The sequence below is a fragment of the Aeromonas sp. MTB genome (assembly GCF_056632455.1).
This window is the reverse complement of the sequence record NZ_CP147026.1, coordinates 1,496,097-1,521,042: the sequence shown is the minus strand read 5'-3', so window position 1 is coordinate 1,521,042 and position 24,946 is coordinate 1,496,097. Positions and strand designations below refer to the sequence as shown.

Below are 24,946 nucleotides of genomic sequence, written 5' to 3'. Positions count from 1 at the left end.
CAAACGCAGAATAAACAGGCAAACGATTTACAAAATCCCTCTTTTTGCCCAGGAACGTGAGCAACAAGGTCGCGACGGGGGACCGGGTTGGATATAATGCGCCCGCTTTTTTCTTAAGGAACGATCATGACTCAAGATGAAATGAAGAAGGCGGCCGGTTGGGCTGCGCTCAAGTATGTGGTTCCCGGCACCATCGTCGGGGTGGGCACCGGCTCTACTGTCAACCACTTTATCGACGCGCTGGCGACCATGAAGGACGAGATCAAGGGGGCGGTATCCAGCTCCGTTGCCTCTACCGAGCGCCTCAAGGGCTTCGGCATCACCGTATATGATCTCAACGAGATCGACGCCCTCTCCGTCTATGTGGATGGCGCCGACGAGATCAACGCAGACCGCGACATGATCAAGGGCGGTGGCGCAGCCCTGACCCGCGAGAAGATTGTTGCCGCCGTCGCTGACAAGTTCATCTGCATCATCGACAACACCAAGACCGTCGACGTGCTGGGCCAGTTCCCGCTGCCGGTGGAAGTGATCCCGATGGCCCGCGAATACGTGGCCCGCGAAATTCGCAAACTGGGTGGCAACCCGGTGTGGCGTGAAGGCGTGGTCACCGACAACGGCAACCACATTCTGGATGTGAAAGGCATGGCCATTACCGACGCCAAGGCGCTGGAAGTACGACTGAACGCCATTGTTGGTGTGGTCACCAACGGCCTGTTCGCCGCGCGCGGCGCCGATGTTGTCCTGATCGGTACGCCGGACGGCGTGATTACCCAGTAATCCCGACACCGGTAGCACAGTGCAGCGGCATCCTCCCTCCCTCGCCAGCGCCACTCTGCAACCTCTGACGCAGCAGCGGCGTTGATTGAGCCCCGGGATGGGATATGACCCAAACATTGCACTGTGAATAAATGACGGCGCCTGATGGCGCCGTTTTTATTTATCCCTCAACAAGTTGCATACGGATGTTTACAACATTCGTTGATAACTTCAAAGAATTTGACTTTCGTCACAAATATTCCCTCTCCCAAACGTTTTTGCTACTTTACGGTTTTCTTCGCACACCAAATCTGCACTTACGTTTGCACATACAGAGGGATCGTCATGACTGCCAAGTTTTCGTTGGACAAGGATAAAATCAAGGTTCTGCTGCTGGAGGGGGTTCACCCCAACACCGTAGAGACCTTTCGTGCCGCAGGTTACACCAGTGTGGAGTATCTCAAGACCTCGCTCTCCGAAGAGGAGCTGATCGAGCAGATCCGCGACGTCCATTTCATCGGGCTGCGCTCCCGCACCCAGATCACCGAGAAGGTACTCGACGCCGCCAACAAACTGGTCGCCATCGGCTGCTTCTGCATCGGTACCAACCAGGTCGAGCTTGAAGCGGCCCAGATCCGCGGTATTCCGGTCTTCAACGCCCCCTTCTCCAACACCCGCTCGGTTGCCGAACTGGTGCTGGGCGAGATCCTGCTGCTGCTGCGCGGCATTCCCGAGAAGAACGCCAAGTGCCATCGCGGGGTGTGGGAAAAGCTGGCCAACCGCTCGGTGGAAGCGCGCGGCAAGAAGCTCGGCATCATCGGCTACGGCCACATCGGTACCCAGCTTGGCATCATCGCCGAAAGCATCGGCATGAAGGTTTATTACTACGATATCGAGAACAAGCTCTCGCTGGGCAACGCCATCCAAGTGCCAAGCATGGTCGAGCTGCTCAATATGTCTGACGTCATCAGCCTGCACGTGCCGGAGACCGCCTCCACCAAGAACATGATCGGTGCCGAGCAGCTGCGGATGATGAAACCGGGCGCCATCTTCATCAACGCCGCCCGCGGTACCGTGGTGGATATCGATGCGCTGGCTGACGTCATCAAGAGCGGCCATATTGCCGGCGCCGCCATCGACGTCTTCCCGGTCGAGCCCAAGTCCAATGACGAGGAGTTCCAAAGCCCGCTACGTGGGCTGGAGAACGTCATCCTGACCCCGCACATCGGTGGCACCACCCATGAGGCGCAGGAGAACATCGGGCTGGAAGTGGCCAACAAGCTGGTCAAATACTCCGACAACGGCTCCACCCTCTCTGCCGTCAACTTCCCGGAAGTGTCGCTGCCGGGCCATAAGGGCTCCAGCCGCCTGCTGCACATTCACCGCAACCAGCCGGGCGTGATGAACCAGATCAACCAGATCTTCGCCGAAGAGGGGATCAACATCGCCGGTCAATACCTGCAGACCAGCAGCCATATCGGTTACGTGGTGATCGACGTGGAGACCGAGCACAGCGAGAAGGCGCTCGCCAAGCTCAAGGAGATCAACGGCACCATCCGCGCCCGCATCCTCCACTGATAGACCCTTATCTGCGCAGCAAAAAGCCCGTCGTGATGACGGGCTTTTTTATGAAGCAGAGCCTAAAGGCAGCGTAGTGGCTTACCACCACCCCAACAGATTGCGGCCCACCAACGCCCCCCATACCAGGGCGTTCAAGGCCAGCGCGATAAAAACGGCGGCGGAGCCCAGATCCTTGGCACGACCGGAGAGCTCATGATGCTCGGAGCCAACCCTGTCTACCACAGCTTCAATGGCGGAGTTGAGGATCTCGACGATCACCACCAGCCAGCTGATGACGATAAGCAGCAGGATCTGGTTGAGAGAATCCCCCAGCCAGAAGGCAAGCGGCATCAGCAACAGGATCAGCATCAGCTCCTGCCGAAACGCCGCCTCGTTAATCCAGGCTGACTTGAGCCCCTTCATGCTGTAACCGGTTGCGTTGATGATGCGGGTGACCCCGGTTGCCCCTGGCTTTGCCACGCTATCTACCTCATTTGGAATCGATTTTGGCCTCACATCCTATCAGAGCCCCCCAAGGTTTCAATCAGGGGACTTTTGCTTTATTTTATCTCTTTGCTTTTTCGCCCCTTGCGGCTGACACCACCCACTCGAGACTTGAGTTGTATGTCCATTCACACAGATGAATTGCGCACCCGTCGCCTGGAGTCACTGATCACTCCGAGCGAGCTTGCACACGCGTTTCCGATCACCGATACCATTGCCCAGAATCTGCTGGATGCCCGTCGCGAAGTGGAAGCCATTCTGGCCGGAGACGATCAGCGCCTGCTGGTCATTGTCGGCCCCTGCTCCATCCATGATCCCGCTGCTGCTCGCGAGTATGCCCTGCGCCTCAACGCCCTGCGCGAGCAGTATAAAGAGAGTCTCTGCATCGTGATGCGCACCTACTTCGAGAAGCCGCGCACCATCGTCGGCTGGAAAGGGCTGATCAATGACCCGCGCCTTGATGGCAGTTTCGATGTCAACGAAGGGCTGAAACTGGCGCGCAAACTGCTGGTCGACATCAACGAGATCGGCATGCCCACCGCCACCGAATTCCTCGATATGGTGACCGGCCAGTATATTGCCGACCTCATCACCTGGGGCGCTATCGGCGCTCGCACCACCGAATCCCAGGTACACCGCGAGATGGCTTCGGCCCTCTCCTGCCCGGTCGGCTTCAAGAACGGCACCGACGGCAATACCCGCATCGCCATCGATGCGGTGCGCGCCGCCCGTCACAGCCACATCTTCTATTCGCCGGACAAGGACGGCAAGATGACCATCTACCGCACCGCTGGTAACCCCTTTGGTCATGTGATCCTGCGTGGCGGCCACCGACCCAACTACGACACCGCCAGTGTCGATGAAGCCTGTGAAGCGTTGGCCGATGTGGGCCTGCCGGAGCGTCTGGTGGTCGATTTCAGCCATGGCAACAGCATGAAGGATCACCGCCGTCAGCTGCTGGTGGCGCAAGATATCTGCGATCAGCTGCGCCGCGGCCGTACCGGCATCGCCGGCATCATGGCCGAAAGCTTCCTGGTGGAAGGGCGTCAGGATGTGGAGAACGGCTGCGCCGCCACCTTCGGCCAGAGCATCACAGATGCCTGCCTGTCATGGAACGATACCGAAACCCTGCTGGCGATGCTGGCAGAGGCGGCACAGGTGCGCCTGAGCAAGCAAGCTCGCTAATCCCACGTTACCCGAGATGCCAAAAGGGCCGGATATCCGTGATATCCGGCCCTTTTCTTTACCTGCGAGTGACTGCCAACACGTGCTAGAGGCTCGGCATAAACCAGACCCGACCCGCCGCTTCGATGCGGTCGGTGCGGATCTGGAATACCTGCGCCAGCAGCGCCTCATCCACCAGCTCGACACCCCCTTCGCGCACCACCGCGCCCCCTTGCAGGCAGAGAATGCGGTCGGCCCAGTCGATGGCCAGATTGATATCGTGGATGGCGAGTACCACCAGCAAGCCCTGCCCGGCCAGGGTTTTCAGCAACCGCAACAGCGCCAGCTGGTGATGCAGGTCGAGCCCCGCCAGCGGCTCGTCCAGCAGCAACACCTTGCCGGTCGGATTGAGGCTCGGCCACACCTGCAGCAGGGTGCGGGCAATCAGCACCCGCTGCTGCTCGCCCCCCGACAACCGGCTGAAGTCACGAGCCAGCAAAGCTTCCAGCTCCAATGCCTCGCACAATACATTTATCGCCTCGTTCTGTCTGGCGGGCGCAACCGCCTCATTGAGCCCCAGGCTCAACACCTGAAACACCGGAATATGAAACAGCTGGGGCTGACGCTGGGGCAGCATGGCACGCCGTTTGGCAAGCTCGGGCCAACTCATGTCAGTAAGCACTTCCCCCCCCAGCAGCACTGTGCCATCGGCGGGTAAAATCCCCGCCAGCGCCCCGAGCAGGGTCGACTTGCCACTGCCATTGGGGCCAAGCAGCGCCACCAACTGGCCGCCATGCCAGCAGATATCCAGGGGAGAGAGCCGTCCAGCAATGGCGAGTGCGCGCGCCTCCAGCAGCGGCGCAGCAGCACGAGAAGAAACCGGCATGGGATCAGCGGGTGACATCGGCATCTTGCCTCAACAACGGGTAAATAAGGAGACTGCGCGCCCCGACCAAATCATGCAGATATTCATGCAGCACCATCGGCAGTTTGCCTCAATAGCAGGTAGATAAAGAGCGGCGCCCCCACCGAGGCGGTGATGACGCCGATAGGCAACTCCCCCGCGCTCAGGGTGGATCGAGCAACCAGATCGGCCGCCAGCAGCAGGGCCCCGCCGCCAAGCGCCGAAGCAGGCAGCAGAAAGCGCTGATCGCTGCCACCGCAGAGCCGCAGCAGATGGGGCACCACCAACCCGACAAAACCGATGACACCACACAACGACACCGCCACACCGGTCAGCAGACAGACCGCCAGCACCAGCCGCACCCGCATCTTGTCGACATCCATCCCCATCAGGCGGGCCTGGGTCTCCCCCAACAACAACTGTTGCAGCGCTTTGCCCTGCCAACAGAGCCAACCCAAGGTGAGCGGCAGCACCAGCCACCACCAGCCGAACTGCTGGCTGCCGTAAGAGAGGCTCCCCATCATCCAGAACATGAATTCACGCAAGGAGCCATCGTCGGCAAAGTACATCAACCAGGTCATGGCCGCATTGGTGAGGATGCCGATGGCCACTCCAAACAGCAGCAAGCGGGCATGACCGAGACGCGCTCGACGAGCCAGCCGAATGAGCAACATGGTCACCAGCAGGGCGCCACCGAAGGCCGCCAGCGACAGCCCCCAGCCGGGCAGATAGAGGCCGAGGGACTTGGCAACCGCCATCGCCACCATGGCGGCAAGGCCAGCCCCGCTTGAAACGCCAAGCAGCCCGGGTTCGGCCACCGGGTTGTGCAGCATCACCTGCAATATGGCGCCGCCACAAGCAAGGGCAGCGCCAGCCAAGAGGGCCAGCAAGGCGCGCGGCAGCCGCAGCTCCAGCAGGATGCGCTGTTCGAGATCGCCAAGGGGCTGCCAGGGCAGCAGCACAAACTCGCCCCAGACGAGGGAGAAGAGAAACAGCAGCAGGGTCAGCAGCGTCAGGCCACAGAGCCAGCGCCGCTGCCAGCGCTGCTGACGGGCGATAAGGGAGAGGTACAAGGAGGATCCCCGACAATAACAAGGCTTCATCCCCGGCCCGGTCGCAGCGCCGGGGGGGAAGCAGGAAAAGGGCATAATAACAGTGGCTTGCCACCCAAGGTCAAGGCTGGTAACGCTTTGCCATCACCCTTATCTCGCCGCTGGCCACCAGATTTTGCAGCGCCACCAGCAAGGGCTGGCGCAGCGACTGGTGAGGTGAGTGCTTGCTCATCCCCAGATAGAGGGTCACCGGCGTGGCGGGGCGGTAGTCCGCCTTGCCTATCCGGCTGGCATTTCCCTGACTCAGGGCATAGTCCACCTGACAGTCAGTGCCAATCATCAGCGGCAGGTGACCCCGCTGCACCATGCGCAGCAGCTGATCTTCGGTGGGTACTCCGTGCTTGTCGAGGCGACTGTCACTGTTGAAGGGCTCAAAGTAGGCGGAGTTGAGCACATAGCCCACCTTCACCCCCTGCAGATCGCGGTATTGGTGGATCCGGGCCACATTGACCGGCTGACCATAAAACGCGGGCCAGCACTGATAGTAGGCAGGCTGCAGATAGTCGATGAACTGCGCCCGCTCGGCGGTATAGGCGAGGCCAATCATCAGATCGACCTGGCCGGTCTGCATCTGCTTGAGCGCCCTGCCCCACGGCATCCGCCGTACCTGCAACTCAATGCCGCTCGCCTGTTGCAACCGGCGCAGGATGTCCATGTCGAGCCCCTGCAACCGGCCATCCGCTTGCAGGATGCGAAATGGCGGCCACAGATCGGTGGCCACCGTCAGCGTCGGGGTCGCTCGCACCGGCATGGCAAATAACAGTAACAACACTATCCCGCATAACTTGCCCATCCCGTCGCATACCTCGCACGGCTTATCCTGTTGGTTAAAAATACCCTCCCGCACCACGTATGAAAACCCGTGGTTCAGGGATAAAATGCGCCGGATTTTCAAGGAGAACCCTATGAACCCGATTTTCACCAGTATCGGTCTGCTGCTCTGCAGCAACGTCTTTATGACCTTCGCCTGGTACGCTCACCTCAAGAGCATGAACCATAAACCCTGGATCATTGCCGCCCTGGTGAGCTGGGGTATCGCCCTGTTCGAATACCTGCTGCAAGTGCCCGCCAACCGCATCGGCCATACGGTGATGAGCGTGGGCCAACTTAAAATCCTGCAAGAAGTGATCACACTCAGCGTATTCGTCCCCTTCTCTATCTTCTATCTCAAGGAAGATCTGAAATGGGACTATCTCTGGGCAGGGCTCTGCATTCTCGGTGCGGTCTTTTTTGTCTTTCGCGAGAAACTGACCGGCGCCTGAGGCTGTACACTCAATATCATCCCGCTCATGGCATCTCATTGATCGACGAGGCAAAAAAATGGAATTGCGAGACATGTTACAGATCCTGGCCAAGCAGGATGGCTCAGACCTCTATCTGTCGACCGGCGCGCCCCCCTGCGCCAAGTTTAACGGCGGCCTGCGCCCCCTCAACGAAACGCCGCTGGAGCCGGGTGAAGTGGCGCGGATCGCAGCCGAGATCATGGATGGCGAGCAGAAGCAGCAGTTCGAGAAGGATCTGGAGATGAACCTTGCCATCTCCCTGCCCCAGATCGGCCGCTTTCGAGTCAACATCTTCAAGCAGCGCAACGAAGTCTCTCTGGTGGCCCGCAACATCAAGACTGAAATCCCCCGCTTTGAAGATCTCAAACTCCCGCCAGTGTTGCTCGACACCATCATGGAGAAACGTGGCCTGGTGCTGTTTGTCGGCGGTACCGGCTCGGGCAAATCCACTTCGCTGGCGGCGCTTATCGACCATCGTAACCGCAACAGCGGCGGCCACATCATCACCATCGAAGATCCGGTAGAGTTCGTTCATCGCCACCGCAAGAGTATCATCAATCAGCGGGAAGTGGGCGTGGATACCCGCAGCTTCCACGCCGCCCTGAAAAACACCCTGCGTCAGGCGCCGGACGTCATTCTTATCGGCGAAATTCGCGATCGCGAGACCATGGAACATGCGCTGGCCTTCTCCGAAACCGGCCACCTTGCCATCTCCACCCTGCACGCCAACAACGCCAACCAAGCGCTGGATCGCATCATCAACTTCTTCCCCGAGGAGCGCCGCCCGCAGTTGCTCAACGATCTGGGCAACAACCTCAAAGCTTTTGTCTCCCAGCGGCTGGTGAAAACCACCGATGGCGGTCGCCGGGCCGCAGTGGAGATCATGCTCGGCACCCACACCATCCGCGACATGATCAAGCGCGGCGAATTTGGTGGCCTCAAAGAGGTGATGGAAAAATCCAAGGCCCTCGGCATGGTCACCTTCGACAGCGCCCTGTTTGATCTGGTGGTGGAAGGGGTAATTGAGGAAGAAGAGGCGGTGAAAAACGCCGACTCGGCCAACAACCTGCGCCTCAAGATCAAGTTGTGGAAGGAGAAGGGGCAGATTGCCAGCAGCAGCGATGCCACTGGCTGGAGCCTCGAACCCACCAAGGACGAGAAGGGCGATTTTTTCTAACCTGCCCCTCGAGAACCCCGGGCCCGCCCGGGGTTCTCTTTATCCAGCACGGCTGACCCGACTTATCCCTCAGCTCACGCAGATCACAACCAGTCAGCACCAACGGCGAACGCGCTGGCAATACGCCACATACTCGTCGCCGAAACGGGCATGCAACAGCCGCTCCTCCGGCATGATCTGAAAGCGGGTCAGCCAGGCCACCAGCACGATTGGCCCAACCCAGACCCAACTTCCACCGAGATAACAGCCCCAGGCGGCCAGCCAGCAGAGCAGACCCAGATACATGGGATTGCGACTGACACGATAGACGCCGCAGGTCACAAGACGACTGGTGTGCTGAGGTTTGGTGGGGCTGACCGTGGTCTGGTGGTGACGAAATCGTTGCAGGGCCCCAAAGCCCATGATGGCCCCCGCCACGACCAGCACAGCCATCAGCGCCATTGCCCAGATGCCGAGCTGGCTCTCCCCTCTTAGCCACCACATGGCCCCGGCACAGAGCAGGAAGATCAGCGGTGGTGGCAAACGTAACTCAAGATTGACCATTTTATTCCCCTGACGAGTGTCGGCCGAACCCGTGTTGCGGTAGACTCCCAACCAGTCAGCGCCTGTTGAGAGTGACAAAGATCATAATAATAACAACAAGTTGTGGTTAAACCACCACCAATGTGGCCGACCCCGTCCAAACTATCCAACGCGAACAACAAAAAGGAATCACCATGCACAAGAAAACTCTGCTGGCTACCCTGATCTTCGGCCTGCTCGCGGGCCAAGCCGTTGCGGCTCCCTATCTGCCCCTTGCGACGGATCATCGCAACGGCCAGGAGCAAACCGCCAGCAACGCCTGGTTGGAAGTGGATCTGGGCGCCTTTGAACACAATATCCAGACCCTCAAGGATCGCCTCGGCGACCAGGGCCCGCAGATCTGCGCCATCATGAAGGCCGACGCTTATGGTCATGGCATCGACCTGCTGGTTCCCTCCGTGGTCAAGGCCAATATCCCCTGCATCGGCATCGCCAGCAACGAAGAGGCGCGCGTCGCCCGCGAGAAGGGCTTTACCGGCCGTCTGATGCGGGTGCGTGCTGCCACCCCGGATGAAGTAGAGCAGGCCCTGCCCTACAAGATGGAGGAGCTGATCGGCAGTCTGGTGAGTGCCCAGGGTATCGCCGATATCGCCCAGCGCCACCACACCACCATTCCGGTGCATATTGCACTCAACTCCGCCGGCATGAGCCGCAACGGCATCGATCTGCGTCTGGCCGATGCCAAGCAGGATGCGCTGGCCATGCTCAAGCTAAAGGGGATCACCCCAGTCGGCATCATGACCCATTTCCCGGTGGAGGAGAAAGAGGACGTCAAGATGGGGCTGGCCCAGTTCAAACTGGACTCCCAGTGGCTGCTGGAAGCGGGCAAGCTGGATCGCAGCAAGATCACCATCCACGCCGCCAACTCCTTCGCCACCCTGGCCGTGCCGGACGCCTACTTCGACATGGTGCGCCCGGGCGGCCTGCTCTACGGTGACTCCATCCCCTCCTACACCGAATACAAGCGGGTGATGGCATTCAAGACCCAGGTCGCCTCGGTCAACCACTATGCAGCGGGCAACACCGTCGGTTATGACCGCACCTTTACCCTCAAGCGTGACTCCTGGCTCGCCAACCTGCCGCTGGGCTACTCCGATGGCTATCGCCGCGCCCTCAGCAACAAGGCCTATGTGCTGATCCAGGGTCAGAAGGTGCCGGTGGTCGGCAAGACCTCCATGAACACCATCATGGTGGATGTGACTGATCTGAAAGGGGTGAAACCCGGCGACGAGGTGGTGCTGTTTGGCCGTCAGGGTGAAGCCGAAGTGAAACAGGCGGATCTGGAGGAGTACAACGGCGCCCTGCTGGCGGACATGTACACCATCTGGGGCTACACCAACCCCAAGAAGATCAAACGCTGATAACACGATATGAAAAAGGGCTCCCGCGGGAGCCCTTGTTGTTATTGCTTCATTGTCTGCCGCGCTCAAGCGGCCTTTTTTCGGGTCACAAACAGACTCAGCCCCATGGATGCCAGCAGGATCAACGCGACTACGCCCAGTGCTATGCCGGTCGGGATCTTGAAGATATCCAGCAGCAGCATCTTGACCCCGATAAACATCAGGATCAGTGCCAGACCGTATTTGAGCAGGGCGAAGCGATCAGCCACACCCGCCAGCAGGAAGTACATGGCACGCAGACCCATGATGGCGAAGATGTTGGAGGTCAGCACGATGAAGGGATCCGTGGTCACCGCGAAGATGGCCGGGATACTGTCCACCGCGAAGATGAGATCGCTCACCTCCACCAACACCAGAATGAGCAGCAGCGGGGTGGCATAGCGCACGCCGTCACGCCAGACGAAGAACTTCTCCCCTTCCAGGGTCTCGGTCACCTTGAAACGACGGCGCATCCAGCCCAGCAACGGGTTGTTGGCCAAGTCCGGCTCCTTGTCGGCCGCCCACAGCATTTTGGCACCAGTCAGCAGCAGGAAAGCGCCGAACAGATAGAGGATCCAGTGGAACTGCTCGATGAGCCAGCTGCCCGCGAACACCATACCGGCACGCATCACGATGGCACCCAATACTCCATAGAGCAGCACCCGGCGCTGCAGCTCGGCCGGAATGGCAAAGTAGCCGAACAGCATCAGCCAGACGAATACGTTGTCCACTGCCAGCGCTTTCTCGATGAGGTAGCCGGTGAGGAACTCCAGTCCCTTCTGGTTGGCAATCTCACGGCCCGCGCTGTGATCCAGCCAGAGCCAGATAGCCAGGTTGAAGAGCAGCGCCACGCTGACCCAGATAAGAGACCAGACACCCGCCTCTTTGAGGGATACCTTGTGTGACTTGCCGCCACCAACAAAGCGTATGTCTATCCATAACAGGACCAGCACTATGCTGAAGAAACCGGTCCACATCCACCATTCACCCATGTTCACTTCTCCCAAAAACGACAAAACCCACGACCGAGAGGCGTGGGTTTGCGTTTGGAGCAGATACACCTTGCCTCTCGGCAAGGTCTCACTTACAGCTGATTTGCATCAACTGCCCGGCTGCCGGGTGCACTGCAGGAAATGGGTGCACCGTAATGACGACAAACCGGCGAGAAGTTACTCCCCTTGTTGCGCGGATAGTAGCAGCGGTAAAAGATAACGCCAAGAGGCATCTTCACTGCCGTCAAAAATAAATCGGGGCCCCATCAAGGAGCCCCGCAAACAGGTTCAACACATCCCCATCAGAGCGGATCGACCTTGAGGCAGGAGACCGCGTGATCGAAGTTCCCCTCCAGCACTGGGCGGGTCTTGGCACACTCGGGGCCAGCCACCGGGCAGCGGGTGCGGAACACGCAACCTGACGGCGGGTTCATCGGCGATGGCAAGTCCCCCTCCAGGATCTGGATCACCTTGTTGCGCTCCAGCTCAGGATCCGGGATCGGCACAGCAGACATCAGCGCCTTGGTGTAGGGGTGCAGCGGATTGGCGAAGATCTCCTTGCGGGTCCCCAGCTCGACGGCATTGCCCAGATACATCACCAGCACCCGATCGGAGATATGCTTGACCACCGACAGGTCGTGGGCGATGAAGATAAGCGACAGCCCCATCTCCTTTTGCAGGGACTTGAGCAGGTTGACCACCTGCGCCTGAATGGAGACGTCAAGCGCCGAGACCGGCTCGTCACAGATGATCATCTTGGGCTCGAGGATCAGCGCCCGGGCAATCCCGATCCGCTGGCACTGGCCGCCGGAGAACTCGTGCGGATAGCGGTTGACCAGGTTGGGCAACAGCCCCACCTTGCTCATCATGGCGCGCACCTTCTCCTTCACCTCTTCCCGCGGCAGGTTGGGGTAGAAGGTGATGAGCGGCTCGGCGATGATGTCGCCAATGGTCATGCGCGGGTTCAGAGAAGCCAGCGGGTCCTGGAAGATCATCTGGATCTCTTTGCGCTTCTCGCGCAGGGCATTCTGATCGAGCTTGGTGAGATCGTCACCCAGCCACACCACCTTGCCATCGGTGGCCGGTACCAGACCGATGATGGCGCGGGCAAAGGTCGACTTGCCGCAGCCGGATTCACCCACCACGCCGAGGGTTTCCCCTTCGTAGAGGCGCAGGGTAACGCCATCGACCGCCTTCAAATCGGATGGCTTGGCCCAGGGCCACGCCTTGCCACTCTTGATACTGAAGTGGACCTTGAGGTCAGACACTTCCAACAGCAATTTTTTGTCGGCACCCATTTAGTTGGCCCCCTTGTTCATGGCATCCGAAACCCAGTGACAAGCACGCTCCCGACCGTCGTTGAACGGGGTCAGGATCGGTGACTGCTGGCCGCAAATCTCGCTGACCCGGTGGCAACGCTCCTGGAAGGGGCAACCGGTGGGCAGACGCAGCAGGTTGGGCGGATTGCCCGGGATGGTGGGCAGCACTTCCCCTTCGGTATCGAGGCGGGGAATGGCGCGCAGCAAGCCTTCGGTGTAGGGGTGGCTCGGGCGATAGAAGATATCGTCTACCTTGCCGTACTCCATGGTACGACCGGCATACATCACCAGCACCTTGTTGCAGATACCGGCGACCACGCCAAGGTCGTGGGTGATCATGATGATGGCGGTGTTGAACTCGCGCTTGAGCTCGTTCATCAGAGTCATGATCTGGGCCTGTACGGTCACGTCGAGTGCGGTAGTCGGTTCGTCAGCGATCAGCAGTTGCGGCCGGCAGAGCAGTGCCATGGCGATCATCACCCGCTGACGCATGCCGCCGGAGAACTCGTGGGGATACATGCCCATCCGCTTGCGTGCTTCGGGGATCTTAACCGCATCGAGCATCCGTACCGACTCTTCAAACGCTTCCGCCTTGCTCACCCCTTTGTGCAGCATCAGCACTTCCATCAGCTGATCCTGCACCTTCATGTAGGGGTTGAGCGAGGTCATGGGGTCCTGGAAGATCATGGCGATCTTCTCGGAGCGGATCTTGTTGAGCTTGGACTCCGGCAGGTTGAGGATCTCCTCACCCTGAAACTTGGCGGAACCGGTAATAATGCCGTTTTTGGCCAGCAGCCCCATGATGGCAAAGGCCGTCTGGGATTTGCCGGAGCCTGACTCGCCGACGATCCCCAGGGTTTCGCCCGCAGAGAGAGAAAAGTTGAGGTCGTTAACCGCCACCACATTGCCGTCCGGGGTCTTGAACTCGACCCGCAGATCTTTCACATCCAGTAACTTCATATAAAAACTCCTTATCGATCTTTCGTGATGCTTTCCTGTCGACCCGATGCTCGATTAACGATCTTTCGGATCGAGGGCGTCACGCAGACCATCCCCGAGGAAGTTGAAGCAAAACAGGGTCACCACCATAAAGCAGGCGGGGAACAACAGTTGCCAGATGGCCACTTCCATCGATTTGGAGCCTTCATCCAGCAGGGCACCCCAGCTGGTCATCGGTTCCTGAACACCAAGGCCCAGGAAACTCAGGAAGGATTCAAACATGATCATCCCCGGCACCAGCAAGGTGGCGTAGACGGCCACGATACCGAGTACGTTCGGTACGATGTGACGGGTAATGATCTTCCACTTGGAGACACCACAGACGTGGGCTGCCTCGATAAACTCCTTGCTCTTGAGGCTCAGGGTCTGGCCCCGCACGATCCGCGCCATGTCGAGCCAGCTCACCGCCCCGATGGCGATAAAGATGAGTGCCAGATTGCGGCCAAAGAAGGTGACCAGCATGATGACAAAGAACATGAACGGGAAGGCGTTGAGGATCTCCAGTACCCGCATCATCAGGCTGTCGACCCGCCCGCCGATAAAACCGGAGGCCGCGCCATACAAAGTACCGATGATGACCGCCACCATGGCGCCCATGATGCCGACCATCAGGGAGATGCGCCCGCCCAGCAGGGTGCGCACGAACAGATCGCGCCCCAGACTGTCGGTTCCGAAGTAGTGACCCGCTTCCATATCCGGCGGCGACTGCATGGCGCCCCAGTCCGGATCGTCAAAGGTGTATTGGGACAAATGGGGGCCAAAGATGACAGCCAGACCGATGATGGTCAGAATGATCAGGCTGGTCAGGGCCGCCTTGTTGCGCAGGAAACGGCGACGGGCATCCTTCCACAGGGAGCGCCCCTCCACCACCTCGACCTTTTGCGCGAACGCCTCGACGGCATCGCGTTTTTCAGTTGAAACAACCATGATGAACTCCCGAATTAGTAACGGATCTTGGGATCGATAAAGGCGTAGAGAATATCGACCACAGCGTTAAAGGTGATGGTGAGGGCGCCGACCAGAATGGTCAGACCGAGCACCATGGAGTAATCACGGTTAAGGGCACCGTTGACGAACAGCTGACCGATCCCCGGCAGGCCGAAGATGGTCTCGATCACCACGGAACCTGTGATGATGCCGACAAAGGCCGGGCCCAGATAGGAGACCACCGGCAGCATAGCCGGACGCAGCGCGTGTTTCAGGATGATGTGGCGCAGCGGCAAGCCCTTGGCACGGGCGGTACGGATGAAGTTGGAGTTCATGGTCTCGATCATGCTGCCCCGCATGATCCGCGAGATGGCAGAGATGTAGTACATCATCATGCCGAACACCGGCAGCACCATAAACTGGATGCCACCGCCCTGCCAGCCACCGGCAGGGAACCAGCCAAGATGAATACTGAAGAACAGCACCAGCAAGGGCGCCAGCACAAAGCCCGGTATCACCACCCCGGCCATGGCCGACGACATCAGCAGATAGTCGATGATGGTGTTCTGTTTCAGTGCCGCTATGGTGCCGAAGGTGACCCCCAGCAACACGGCGAAGAAGAAGGCCGTGGTCCCGATCTTGGCGGATACAGGCAACGCCTGGCTCACCAGGTCATTGACGGTGAAATCCTTGTATTTGAAAGAGGGACCCAAATCACCCTGCACCAGGTTGCCCAGGTAAGTGAGATATTGCATGCCAATGGGTTTGTCGAGACCATATTTGGCTTCGATGTTAGCCATCACTTCAGGGGGGAGTGAACGTTCGCTGGTAAAAGGGTTACCCGGGGCGAAACGCATCATGAAGAAAGAGACAGTGATCAAGACCAGCAGAGTCGGGATCGCTTCCAATAGCCGTTTAAAAATGAATTTCAACATAGACATTTCCTGTCCTGTACTGCTTCCAAATGGTCGCGGTTGTAATAAAGGCCCGCCGTCCGGCGGGCCCTGCTTGTTATGCGACTTGTTGCTTTAAATCAGTGAGCAATGATGTACATATCTTTGCTGTAGAGGTTATCCAGCGGGTTGGCCGGGTAGCCACCCACATAGGATTTCACCATGCGCGGAGTAACGTATTGATAGATAGGGGCGATCGGCATGTCCTTGGCAAGGATGGCCTCAGCCTGGGCATAGATCTTGTTGCGGGCCACATCGTCAACCTGATCGCGAGACTCATCCATCAGCTTGTCATACTCCGGATTAGAGTACTTGCCGTCGTTGGTGCCGTGGGTGGTCTGCATCAGATCCAGCATGGAGGAGGCTTCGTTGTAGTCAGCGTTCCAGCCGGCACGAGCTACTTCAAACTGCCCCTGTTTCTTGGTTTCCAGGTAAGTTTTCCACTCCTGGTTGACCAGGCTCACCTGCACACCCAGCTTCTTCCACATGGAGGCCACGGCCACGGCCACTTTCTTGTGGTTGTCGTCGGTGTTGTAGAGCAGTTCGAGCTTGAGCGGCTTGCTGGCATCGAAACCGGCTTCTTTCAACATAGCTTTCGCTTTGGTATCACGCTCGGCCTGGGTCATCTTCGACCAATCGGCGACCACTGGCTTAAAACCATCCACATAGTCTGGGGTCAGACCGTAAGCCGGAGTCTGGCCCTGACCCATTACCTTGTCGGCGATCACATCACGATCGATGGCGTAGGAGAGCGCAGTACGGACACGCACATCGTCAAACGGTTTGTGCTTGAAGTTGAATTGGTAATAGTAAGTGGACACCAAGCCGGTCACCTTCAGCTCATTCGGGTAATCCTTCTTGAGCTGCTTGAAACGTTCGATAGGAGTGGTGTAAGTCAGATCCACCTCACCCGCCAGATAGCGGCTCAGATCGGCGTTGGTAGACTGGATCGGCAAATAGACCACTGTATTGATCACTGTCTTGCCGTCGTCCCAGTAATTCTTGTTGCGCTCAAGCTCTATCCGCTCGTTGACCACCCATTTCTTCAGCACATAGGCACCATTGGATACCATATTCTCCGGCTGGGTCCACTTGTCACCAAACTGCTCGACTACCTTTTTCGGTACCGGATAGGTGGTGGTGTGGGAGAGCATGCTGACGAAGTAAGGGATGGCTTTCTCAAGCTGCACTTCGAAGGTGTAGTCGTCGGTCGCCTTCACACCCAGCGTATCAGCGGGTTTCTTGCCAGCGATAATATCGGTGGCGTTGGCGATAGTCGGCATCTCCAGATACCAGGAGTAAGGAGAGGCTGTCTTCGGATCAACGGCACGCTGGAAAGCAAAAACGAAATCGTGGGCAGTGACCGGGTCACCGTTGGACCACTTGGCATCTTTGCGCAGATGGAAGACGTAGTGCTTGTTATCCTTGGTTTCCCAGGATTCTGCTACGCCAGGCAGTACTTCACCCTTGGGACCAGAAAGTACCAGACCCTCGAACAGGTCACGAAGAATATTGGATTCGACCGTTCCTTCGGTCTTGTGCGGGTCAAGGGTCGCAGGCTCGGAGCCGTTGCCTTTTACCAGTTGCTGGACTTCAGCCAGCTTGGTTCCCGCCGGGACATCGGCAGCCTGAGCCACATTGACGCCACCAAACAGTGCAGCCACCAGCAATGTGTTAATCATTGTTTTTTTATGAGTCATTTCCCTACTCCAACAAGAACATTCCATGCGTTTTTTAAAGTGACGGGGTTAAAACCCGCTCCCAGCATAATTCCCTGCCAATTCCGATAATGCAACAGATATTGTCAGGGTAACCGTCATTTTCTGGTTAAAAAATCAGCTAACGTGCGCTTTTTCAGTATTAAAACACCAGCAAAGCGCTCGTTTTTCACACAAACGACCGATTCTAGAAAAGACCGGGCAAAAAGCAACCAATAAAAAGCCGGTCACGAGGACCGGCTTTCATAAAGCGGAGCTGGCTCACATCAGGCTGGGGAAAACCCCCTTGATACCGGCCACCATGATCTCGATACCCAGCGACATCATGATAAGACCCATGATACGGGTCACCACGTTGATGCCGGTGTTGCCCATGATCTTGAACAGCAGCGGCGCGGCGCGGAAGATGAGCCAGGAGCAGAAAGAGAAGACCACGACAACCACTGACATGCCGAGCAACTGCTGCCAGTGGCTCTGGCTGGCATAGACAATCACCGAGGAGATAGCACCGGGACCTGCCATCAGCGGCAACGCCAGCGGTACCACGGCGATAGACTCGCGCACAGCCAGTTCACCCTTCTCCTGTTTGTTGTGCTTCACCTCGCCCAGCTTGCCCTGCAGCATCGACCAGGCAATCAGGGTAATCAGCGACCCACCGGCAATACGGAACGATGCCAGCGAGATGCCAAAGCCATCGAGGATCAGCTGCCCCATATACATGGAGACCAGCAGGATCACCATCACCGCGATATTGGCGGTGGTATTGGTTTTCATCCGCTCGGCCTGGGTATGGTGGCTGGTCAGGCTGACAAACACCGGCAACAAACCAAGCGGGTTGATAATTGCGAACAAACCGACAAAAAACTTCAGATACAACGAGACGTCAATTGCTGCCATAGGCGCCTTCCAATAGAGTTTCGGGCCCAGCGGGCCAGTCCATTAATTTCGTGCGTAAATTTACATCATAGCCAGAGCGGGCACCAATCAAATAATCTCACCATTTTGAGGGTTTTTTAGTTAGTTCATCTAATGCATCCGCGCTAACTGGCATAAACCGATGCCAAAAGCCCTTTCTACCGCCCGACACGCGCCAGAAAAGTGAGCGCAAGCCTGCTTAATCATGACCAGAGAGTCCGACGATGACTGACCGAATGACCAAGCGACTCGAGAGAATCCAGGCTTTGCCTTCCTACTATTTCAGGCCAGACATCACTTCATTGACTCGGCAATAGAGCCACAATGCAAAAACCGGGAAAGGGGGCAGAAATGGCCCCCTTGGGGAATAAAGCGGATTAGTCATGGATTAAAACAACAATCATTTTTGCAACAAACGCTGGAATAAAGTGCGTTTGTCGGTGATTCTGAAACCAATTCACTCATATTTGCTAACCTATACCGCCAAAATAGCTCTGCAATCCTATGACCAAGTGCAATTAACCACTTGATAAATGTGGTTTATTACCATGCGTTAACAAGTCTCTCACCTTTCCCTTTGATGCACATTCCGATAACATCAGTCAAACAAGGATTGTGAAATAAAATTTCTTTTGTTCTTTTGTTACACATGATCCAGATCAAGTTTTTCTGAGTCAGCCCCGCTCTATAATCGACTCAGAAAGCGATTTAGTAAGGCATGTGAAAAAGCTGTTGCAACGATACCGTCTTGACAGGGCGACTATAATTGCCGGGCATTGCCAACGTCTTACTAAACAGTTTTCAAATAATCAGGAGATAAACATGGCAGTAACCAATTTGGCTGAACTGGATGCACTGGTCGCCCGCGTTAAGGAAGCCCAGCGTGAATTCGCCAGCTTCTCTCAAGAGCAGGTAGACAAGATCTTCCGTGCCGCCGCCCTGGCCGCCAACAACGCCCGTATCCCCCTGGCCCAGATGGCCGTGGAAGAGTCCGGTATGGGTATCATCGAAGACAAGGTTATCAAGAACCACTTCGCCTCCGAATATATCTACAACAAGTACAAAGACGAGAAGACCTGCGGCATTCTGAGCGAAGACGATCAGATGGGTACCATCACCATCGCCGAGCCGGTAGGTATCATCTGTGGTATCGTTCCGACCACCAACCCGACCTCCACTGCGATCTTCAAATCCATGATCGCGCTCAAGACCCGCAACGCCATCATCTTCTCCCCGCACCCCCGCGCCAAGAACTCCACCAATACCGCTGCCAAGCTGGTACTGGATGCAGCTGTTGCCGCCGGTGCACCGAAAGACATCATCGGCTGGATCGACCAACCGTCTGTTGAGCTCTCCAACGCCCTGATGAAGCACGAAGACATCAACCTGATCCTGGCCACCGGTGGCCCGGGCATGGTGAAAGCAGCCTACTCCTCCGGTAAGCCTGCTATCGGTGTGGGTGCCGGTAACGTACCTATCGTTATCGACGAAACCGCCGATGTGAAGCGTGCCGTTGCCTCCATCCTGATGTCCAAGACTTTCGATAACGGCGTGGTCTGTGCTTCCGAGCAGGCAGTCATCGTTGTTGATGCCATCTACGACCAGGTTAAAGAGCGCTTTGCATCCCACAAGGGCCACGTGCTTTCCAAAGAAGATGCTGACAAGGTACGTAAAGTCATCCTGATCAACGGTGCCCTGAACGCCAACATCGTTGGCCAACCAGCCACCAAGATTGCCGAGATGGCAGGCGTGACTGTACCGGCTGATACCAAGATCCTGATTGGTGAAGGCGTCAAGCTGTGTGCAGAAGATGAGTTTGCTCACGAGAAATTGTCCCCGCTGCTCGGTATGTTCCGTGCAAGCAGCTTCGAAAACGCCGTTGATATGGCCTGTGACATGGTCAACATCGGTGGTATCGGCCACACCTCAGGTCTGTACACCGACCAGGACCGCAACGCTGACCGCATCAAGTACTTCGGCGACAAGATGAAGACCGCGCGTATCCTGATCAACACTCCGTCTACCCAAGGCGGTATCGGTGACCTGTACAACTTCGCAATGGCTCCGTCCCTGACCCTGGGTTGCGGCTCCTGGAGCGGTAACTCCATCTCCGAAAACGTGGGTCCGAAGCACCTGATCAACAAGAAGACAGTCGCAAAACGGGCAGAAAACATGCTGTGGCACAAACTTCCGAAATCCATCTACTTCCGTCGTGGTTCCCTGCCGATCGCTCTGAGCGACCTGGAAGGTAAAAAGCGTGCCATGGTCGTAACTGACCGCTTCCTGTTCAACAACGGCTACGCCGATGAACTGGTCAGCCTGCTGAAAGCACAGAATATGGAAGTGGAAGTGTTCTACGAAGTAGAAGCTGACCCGACCCTGGCTGTGGTTCGCAAGGGTGCCGAGATGGCCAACTCCTTCAAACCGGACGTTATCCTGGCGCTGGGCGGTGGTTCACCGATGGATGCAGCCAAGATCATGTGGGTGATGTACGAGCACCCGAACACCGCGTTCGAAGATCTGGCCATGCGCTTTATGGATATCCGCAAGCGTATCTACAAGTTCCCGAAAATGGGCGTGAAGGCCGAACTGGTCTGTATCACCACCACTTCCGGTACCGGCTCTGAAGTCACTCCGTTTGCGGTAGTAACCGATGAAGTGTCTGGTCAGAAGTATCCGCTGGCTGACTACGAGCTGACCCCGAACATGGCCATCGTTGATGCCAACCTGGTCATGGGCATGCCGAAGTCCCTGTGTGCCTTCGGTGGTATCGATGCCGTGACTCACGCCATGGAAGCCTATGTTTCCGTACTGGCTAACGAGTACTCCGACGGCCAGGCGCTGCAAGCCCTGAAAATGCTGAAAGAGTACCTGCCGTCCAGCTACCAGAACGGTGCCAACGACCCGATCGCTCGTGAGAAGGTGCACAATGCTGCCACCATCGCCGGTATCGCGTTCGCCAACGCCTTCCTGGGTGTGTGCCACTCCATGGCTCACAAACTGGGTGCCGAGTTCCACATTCCGCACGGTCTGGCTAACGCCCTGCTGATCAGCAACGTCATCCGCTACAACGCGAACGACAACCCGACCAAGCAGACTGCGTTCTCCCAGTACGACCGCCCGCAGGCTCGTCGTCGTTACGCCGAAGTCGCTGACCACCTGGGTCTGACTGCTGCCGGTGACCGCACCGCCGCCAAGATCGAGAAGCTGCTGACCTGGCTGGACGAGCTGAAGGCTACCTTGGGTATCCCGGCCTCTATCCGCGAAGCTGGCGTGACTGAAGCTGACTTCCTGGCCAAGGTTGACCAGCTGGCTATCGAAGCTTTCGATGACCAGTGCACCGGCGCCAACCCGCGCTACCCGCTGATCAGCGAGCTGAAGCAGGTTCTGCTGGACTCCTACTACGGTCGTCCGTTCACCGAAGCCGCTCCGGTAACTGCTGCCCCGGTTGAAGCCAAGGTTGAAGGCAAGAAGAAATCCAAGGCCTGATAACCAGTCCTGAGATAACAAGCCCGCGCACTGCGCGGGCTTTTTTTATCTGCCACTTATCACAGAGCTCCTCTCTCCAGCCGATTGCGGTAGTGCAGCCCCTAACTTCCCAACCAACCAACCAACCAACCAACCAACCAACCAACCAACCAACCAACCAACCAACTCGCCCCAGCCAATCCGTTATCGACATCCCAACCTGTGACTCTGTATTGATGGGCACCTGTGATAACAAGAGCACGCCCCATCACCTCCTCTCCCCTACCCGCAACGAATTACCCTGACGGGCAGATGTGAGCAGTCAACGCCATCTCAAGAGCTAAAGGTGTGATAAACAGGATAAGCGGAACCTCGCTAACGCAACGCAGCAGAACTGCCGACTGGCGTACGTGCAGGGCCAACCGACTGGCATGAATAGAGCAATGATAATGCGCAGAGAAAGCGGGAAAGATTGTCAGTGAAGAGAATTGTTGCGCCGATTGCTCAACCGACACATCAACAGTTGCCACGATGCAAAGATAAAAAAATGGCAGCCATCAGGCTGCCATCGGGAGAGCACGATTCAGCGATCAGAGGGTCGCAGCGACTTCATCGGAGATGGAGCCGTTGTGGTAAACCTCTTGCACGTCGTCCAGATCTTCCAGCATGTCGATGAGGCGCATCAGTTTGGGTGCAGTTTCTGCATCCAGCTCAGCTTCGGTGGAGGGGATCATGGTCACTTCGGCGCTCTGGGCCTTGAAGCCGGCAGCTTCCAGACCATCCAGCACGGTACCGAAGTCGTTCGGGGTGGTATACACCTCGATGGTGCCATCCTCTTCGGTGACCACATCATCGGCGCCCGCTTCCAGCGCAGCATCCATCAGGGCATCTTCGTCTACGCCTACGAAAGTCAGCAGACCTTTCTTGCTGAACAGATAGGCAACGGAGCCGTCGGTGCCCAGGTTGCCACCGCACTTGCTGAAGGCGTGACGCACTTCGGCTACGGTACGGTTACGGTTGTCGGTCAGGCACTCTACCATCACCGCAGAGCCAGCCGGGCCGTAACCTTCGTACACGATGGTCTCGAGCTGTTCGCCATCGCCACCACCGGCGCCACGCTGAATGGCACGGTTGATGGTGTCGCGGGTCATGTTGTTGGTCAGGGCGGCAGTCACCGCAGCACGCAGACGCGGGTTGTTGGCCGGATCGGCATCACCCAGACGCGCGGAGGTAGTGATTTCGCGGATCAGCTTGGTGAAGATCTTGCCACGCTTGGCGTCCTGAGCGGCCTTGCGGTGTTTGATGTTGGCCCATTTACTGTGACCTGCCATAGAGACTCTCCGTTATTTTTTAAATGTCAGTAACACTGATCATGACTAACCCAAGGGAAACACAGAGGCCGCACGGCGGCGGCCTCCGGTGCCGGTATCGGCTTACTCGTCGCCCTTGACGGTGGTTGCAATCGCCAGCTCACCCAGTTGGGCGGCATTGGCAAGGCTGGGGGCGTCTGTCATCAGACAGGCAGCCGCGGTCGTTTTCGGGAAGGCGATGACGTCCCGAATGTTTTCGGTGCCGGTCAGCAGCATGCTGAGACGGTCCAGACCGAAGGCCAGACCGGCGTGCGGCGGGGTACCGTACTTCAGCGCATCCAGCAGGAAGCCGAATTTCAGGCGCTGCTCGGCCGGGGTGATACCCAGGATATCGAACACGGTGGATTGCATCTCGCTGTTGTGGATACGGACAGAGCCGCCACCCACTTCGTAGCCGTTGATCACCATGTCGTAGGCGTTGGCGTAAGCACCCACAGGGTTGGCTTTCAGCTCGGCCGGGCTCATGTTGCTCGGCGCGGTGAACGGGTGGTGCATGGCGGCCAGACCACCTTCACCATCTTCCTCGAACATCGGGAAGTCGATGACCCACAGCGGTTTCCAGCTGTTCTCCAGCAGGCCCAGATCGCGACCCACTTTCAGACGCAGGGCGCCCATGGCATCGCAGACCACTTTCTTGCTGTCAGCGCCAAAGAAGATGATGTCGCCGTCGGCAGCGCCGGTACGGGCCAGGATCTCGCGCACGATGGCGTCAGAGAGGAACTTGGCAACCGGAGACTGCACGCCTTCGATACCATTGGCCGCTTCGTTGACCTTCATCCAGGCCAGGCCCTTGGCACCGTAGATGCCGACAAACTTGGTGTACTCGTCGATCTGCTTGCGAGAAAGCTCGGCACCGCCCGGTACTTTCAGGGCAGCCACACGGCCTTTCGGATCGTTGGCGGGGCCCGCGAACACGGCGAACTCGACAGCAGTCAGCAGATCAGCCACATCAACCAGCTCCATTGGCAGACGCAGATCCGGCTTGTCGGAGCCGTAGCGACGCATGGCTTCGTCGAAGGTCATGATCGGGAAGTCGCCCAGATCCACGTTCAGGATGTGCAGCCACAGTTTGCGGATCATATCTTCCATCACTTCACGCACTTGCGGCGCGGTCATGAAGGAGGTCTCCACGTCGATCTGGGTGAATTCCGGCTGGCGGTCGGCACGCAGGTCTTCGTCACGGAAGCACTTGACGATCTGGTAGTAGCGATCGAAGCCGGACATCATCAGCAACTGCTTGAACAGCTGGGGTGATTGCGGCAGAGCGTAGAACTTGCCCTTGTGCACGCGGCTCGGCACCAGATAGTCACGGGCACCTTCCGGGGTGGCCTTGGTCAGCATCGGGGTCTCGATATCGAGGAAGCCGTGCTCGTCCATGAAGCGGCGTACGAAGGCGCTGGCCTTGGCTCGGGTCTTCAGGTACTTGGCCATCTCGGGACGACGCAGATCCAGGTAACGATATTTGAGGCTGATCTCTTCGCTGTTGACCTGATTGAAGTCCAGCGGCAGCGGCTCGGCACGGTTGATGATGTTGAGTTCGTGGGCGAACACTTCGATGGCGCCAGTGGCCATGTCGCTGTTGCGCTGGGACTCGGGACGGGTGCGTACCACGCCGGTCACCTGGATGCAGAACTCGCCGCGCAGCTCGGAGGCCAGGGCGAACGCCTCCGGCTTGTCCGGATCGAAGAACACCTGAACGATCCCTTCCCGGTCGCGCATATCGATAAAGATCAGACCGCCGAGATCACGACGACGATGAACCCAACCGCACAATGTAATGGTCTGCCCTGCATGGGCCTCATTGACCTGTCCGCAATAGATAGAGCGCATGGACTTCTTCCTTCGAAATTGTAGAGAGACG

Annotated in this window: 21 protein-coding genes; 7 read left to right on the top strand and 14 right to left on the bottom strand. The window is 57.7% G+C overall.

From position 1 onward, the window contains the following. Positions 1-126 precede the first annotated feature (126 nt). Together rpiA and serA are read left to right on the top strand one after the other, a co-directional pair. Positions 127-780: a ribose-5-phosphate isomerase RpiA gene (gene rpiA, locus WBR25_RS07070; protein WP_479749624.1), complete on the top strand. Its 654-nt coding sequence runs from the start codon at positions 127-129 to the stop codon at positions 778-780. A 324-nt stretch (positions 781-1,104) separates the two neighbouring features. Next, positions 1,105-2,337, top strand: coding sequence for a phosphoglycerate dehydrogenase (gene serA, locus WBR25_RS07065; RefSeq protein WP_005337639.1), 1,233 nt, complete (start codon positions 1,105-1,107; stop codon positions 2,335-2,337). 81 nt (positions 2,338-2,418) lie between these two features. Here serA and WBR25_RS07060 read toward each other — a convergent pair whose 3' ends face one another. Then, positions 2,419-2,799 (bottom strand): diacylglycerol kinase, encoded by a 381-nt coding sequence (locus WBR25_RS07060; protein ID WP_005337641.1) that lies wholly within the window; start codon positions 2,797-2,799, stop codon positions 2,419-2,421. A 144-nt stretch (positions 2,800-2,943) separates the two neighbouring features. Here WBR25_RS07060 and WBR25_RS07055 point away from each other — a divergent pair, with 144 nt between their 5' ends. Next, on the top strand, positions 2,944-4,008 hold the full coding sequence (locus WBR25_RS07055; RefSeq protein WP_144715443.1) for a 3-deoxy-7-phosphoheptulonate synthase: 1,065 nt from the start codon (positions 2,944-2,946) through the stop codon (positions 4,006-4,008). 85 nt (positions 4,009-4,093) lie between these two features. On the opposite strand, the gene WBR25_RS07050 is transcribed toward WBR25_RS07055, so the two are convergent. From WBR25_RS07050 to WBR25_RS07040, 3 genes are all read right to left on the bottom strand, one after another. Then, the gene (locus WBR25_RS07050; protein ID WP_186301917.1) at positions 4,094-4,891 is read right to left on the bottom strand and encodes an ATP-binding cassette domain-containing protein; all 798 of its coding nucleotides are present in this window, start codon (positions 4,889-4,891) and stop codon (positions 4,094-4,096) included. A gap of 65 nt (positions 4,892-4,956) precedes the next feature. Next, the gene (btuC, locus tag WBR25_RS07045; RefSeq protein WP_479749623.1) at positions 4,957-5,964 is read right to left on the bottom strand and encodes a vitamin B12 ABC transporter permease BtuC; all 1,008 of its coding nucleotides are present in this window, start codon (positions 5,962-5,964) and stop codon (positions 4,957-4,959) included. 100 nt (positions 5,965-6,064) lie between these two features. Then, positions 6,065-6,796: a substrate-binding periplasmic protein gene (locus tag WBR25_RS07040; RefSeq protein WP_043825634.1), complete on the bottom strand. Its 732-nt coding sequence runs from the start codon at positions 6,794-6,796 to the stop codon at positions 6,065-6,067. Positions 6,797-6,908: 112 nt separating this feature from the next. On the opposite strand from WBR25_RS07040, the gene WBR25_RS07035 reads away from it, so the two are divergent. Together WBR25_RS07035 and tapW are read left to right on the top strand one after the other, a co-directional pair. Beyond that, on the top strand, positions 6,909-7,265 hold the full coding sequence (locus WBR25_RS07035) for a DMT family protein (RefSeq protein WP_479749622.1): 357 nt from the start codon (positions 6,909-6,911) through the stop codon (positions 7,263-7,265). Between the two features lie 58 nt (positions 7,266-7,323). Beyond that, positions 7,324-8,463, top strand: coding sequence for a type IVa pilus ATPase TapW (tapW, locus tag WBR25_RS07030; protein ID WP_005353124.1), 1,140 nt, complete (start codon positions 7,324-7,326; stop codon positions 8,461-8,463). A gap of 93 nt (positions 8,464-8,556) precedes the next feature. Here the strand turns inward: tapW and WBR25_RS07025 are convergent, their stop codons facing one another. After that, positions 8,557-9,006, bottom strand: a complete 450-nt coding sequence (locus WBR25_RS07025) for a methyltransferase family protein (protein ID WP_479749621.1) — start codon at positions 9,004-9,006, stop codon at positions 8,557-8,559. Between the two features lie 173 nt (positions 9,007-9,179). On the opposite strand from WBR25_RS07025, the gene alr reads away from it, so the two are divergent. Then, a complete protein-coding gene (alr, locus tag WBR25_RS07020; RefSeq protein WP_479749620.1) occupies positions 9,180-10,406 on the top strand; it encodes an alanine racemase in 1,227 nt (408 codons plus the stop codon). Between the two features lie 65 nt (positions 10,407-10,471). Here the strand turns inward: alr and WBR25_RS07015 are convergent, their stop codons facing one another. From WBR25_RS07015 to WBR25_RS06985, 7 genes are all read right to left on the bottom strand, one after another. After that, on the bottom strand, positions 10,472-11,416 hold the full coding sequence (locus WBR25_RS07015) for a TerC family protein (RefSeq protein ID WP_005337664.1): 945 nt from the start codon (positions 11,414-11,416) through the stop codon (positions 10,472-10,474). A 302-nt stretch (positions 11,417-11,718) separates the two neighbouring features. Beyond that, a complete protein-coding gene (gene oppF, locus WBR25_RS07010; protein ID WP_005337666.1) occupies positions 11,719-12,714 on the bottom strand; it encodes a murein tripeptide/oligopeptide ABC transporter ATP binding protein OppF in 996 nt (331 codons plus the stop codon). Beyond that, positions 12,715-13,695: an ABC transporter ATP-binding protein gene (oppD, locus tag WBR25_RS07005; RefSeq protein ID WP_005337668.1), complete on the bottom strand. Its 981-nt coding sequence runs from the start codon at positions 13,693-13,695 to the stop codon at positions 12,715-12,717. 54 nt (positions 13,696-13,749) lie between these two features. Then, positions 13,750-14,661, bottom strand: a complete 912-nt coding sequence (gene oppC / locus WBR25_RS07000) for an oligopeptide ABC transporter permease OppC (protein ID WP_005337670.1) — start codon at positions 14,659-14,661, stop codon at positions 13,750-13,752. A 14-nt stretch (positions 14,662-14,675) separates the two neighbouring features. Then, positions 14,676-15,596: an oligopeptide ABC transporter permease OppB gene (gene oppB, locus WBR25_RS06995; protein WP_069555437.1), complete on the bottom strand. Its 921-nt coding sequence runs from the start codon at positions 15,594-15,596 to the stop codon at positions 14,676-14,678. Between the two features lie 98 nt (positions 15,597-15,694). Further along, positions 15,695-17,314, bottom strand: a complete 1,620-nt coding sequence (locus WBR25_RS06990) for an ABC transporter substrate-binding protein (protein WP_120413955.1) — start codon at positions 17,312-17,314, stop codon at positions 15,695-15,697. Between the two features lie 279 nt (positions 17,315-17,593). Next, positions 17,594-18,229: a YchE family NAAT transporter gene (locus WBR25_RS06985; protein ID WP_005337678.1), complete on the bottom strand. Its 636-nt coding sequence runs from the start codon at positions 18,227-18,229 to the stop codon at positions 17,594-17,596. Between the two features lie 840 nt (positions 18,230-19,069). On the opposite strand from WBR25_RS06985, the gene adhE reads away from it, so the two are divergent. Next, entirely contained in the window at positions 19,070-21,736 is a 2,667-nt protein-coding gene (gene adhE / locus WBR25_RS06980; protein ID WP_019446648.1) for a bifunctional acetaldehyde-CoA/alcohol dehydrogenase, read from the top strand. Between the two features lie 569 nt (positions 21,737-22,305). On the opposite strand, the gene WBR25_RS06975 is transcribed toward adhE, so the two are convergent. Further along, positions 22,306-23,046 carry a YebC/PmpR family DNA-binding transcriptional regulator gene (locus tag WBR25_RS06975; RefSeq protein ID WP_005337681.1) on the bottom strand — a complete coding sequence of 247 codons (741 nt, stop codon included), beginning with the start codon at positions 23,044-23,046 and terminating at the stop codon, positions 22,306-22,308. A 102-nt stretch (positions 23,047-23,148) separates the two neighbouring features. Further along, complete coding sequence (aspS, locus tag WBR25_RS06970) at positions 23,149-24,915, bottom strand: aspartate--tRNA ligase (RefSeq protein ID WP_479749619.1); 1,767 nt, start codon at positions 24,913-24,915, stop codon at positions 23,149-23,151. Between the last annotated feature and the right edge of the window lie 31 nt (positions 24,916-24,946).

Bases quoted from the DNA above. Each gene is read 5' to 3' on its own strand.
- WBR25_RS06985 (WP_005337678.1), bottom strand. From the start codon at position 18,229: ATGGCAGCAATTGACGTCTCGTTGTATCTGAAGTTTTTTGTCGGTTTG.
- WBR25_RS07055 (WP_144715443.1), top strand. From the start codon at position 2,944: ATGTCCATTCACACAGATGAATTGCGCACCCGTCGCCTGGAGTCACTG.
- WBR25_RS07050 (WP_186301917.1), bottom strand. From the start codon at position 4,891: ATGTCACCCGCTGATCCCATGCCGGTTTCTTCTCGTGCTGCTGCGCCG.
- oppD (WP_005337668.1), bottom strand. From the start codon at position 13,695: ATGAAGTTACTGGATGTGAAAGATCTGCGGGTCGAGTTCAAGACCCCG.
- WBR25_RS06975 (WP_005337681.1), bottom strand. From the start codon at position 23,046: ATGGCAGGTCACAGTAAATGGGCCAACATCAAACACCGCAAGGCCGCT.
- WBR25_RS07015 (WP_005337664.1), bottom strand. From the start codon at position 11,416: ATGGGTGAATGGTGGATGTGGACCGGTTTCTTCAGCATAGTGCTGGTC.
- oppB (WP_069555437.1), bottom strand. From the start codon at position 15,596: ATGTTGAAATTCATTTTTAAACGGCTATTGGAAGCGATCCCGACTCTG.
- WBR25_RS07035 (WP_479749622.1), top strand. From the start codon at position 6,909: ATGAACCCGATTTTCACCAGTATCGGTCTGCTGCTCTGCAGCAACGTC.
- tapW (WP_005353124.1), top strand. From the start codon at position 7,324: ATGGAATTGCGAGACATGTTACAGATCCTGGCCAAGCAGGATGGCTCA.
- oppF (WP_005337666.1), bottom strand. From the start codon at position 12,714: ATGGGTGCCGACAAAAAATTGCTGTTGGAAGTGTCTGACCTCAAGGTC.
- alr (WP_479749620.1), top strand. From the start codon at position 9,180: ATGCACAAGAAAACTCTGCTGGCTACCCTGATCTTCGGCCTGCTCGCG.
- oppC (WP_005337670.1), bottom strand. From the start codon at position 14,661: ATGGTTGTTTCAACTGAAAAACGCGATGCCGTCGAGGCGTTCGCGCAA.
- aspS (WP_479749619.1), bottom strand. From the start codon at position 24,915: ATGCGCTCTATCTATTGCGGACAGGTCAATGAGGCCCATGCAGGGCAG.
- WBR25_RS07040 (WP_043825634.1), bottom strand. From the start codon at position 6,796: ATGGGCAAGTTATGCGGGATAGTGTTGTTACTGTTATTTGCCATGCCG.
- serA (WP_005337639.1), top strand. From the start codon at position 1,105: ATGACTGCCAAGTTTTCGTTGGACAAGGATAAAATCAAGGTTCTGCTG.
- adhE (WP_019446648.1), top strand. From the start codon at position 19,070: ATGGCAGTAACCAATTTGGCTGAACTGGATGCACTGGTCGCCCGCGTT.
- WBR25_RS06990 (WP_120413955.1), bottom strand. From the start codon at position 17,314: ATGACTCATAAAAAAACAATGATTAACACATTGCTGGTGGCTGCACTG.
- WBR25_RS07025 (WP_479749621.1), bottom strand. From the start codon at position 9,006: ATGGTCAATCTTGAGTTACGTTTGCCACCACCGCTGATCTTCCTGCTC.
- rpiA (WP_479749624.1), top strand. From the start codon at position 127: ATGACTCAAGATGAAATGAAGAAGGCGGCCGGTTGGGCTGCGCTCAAG.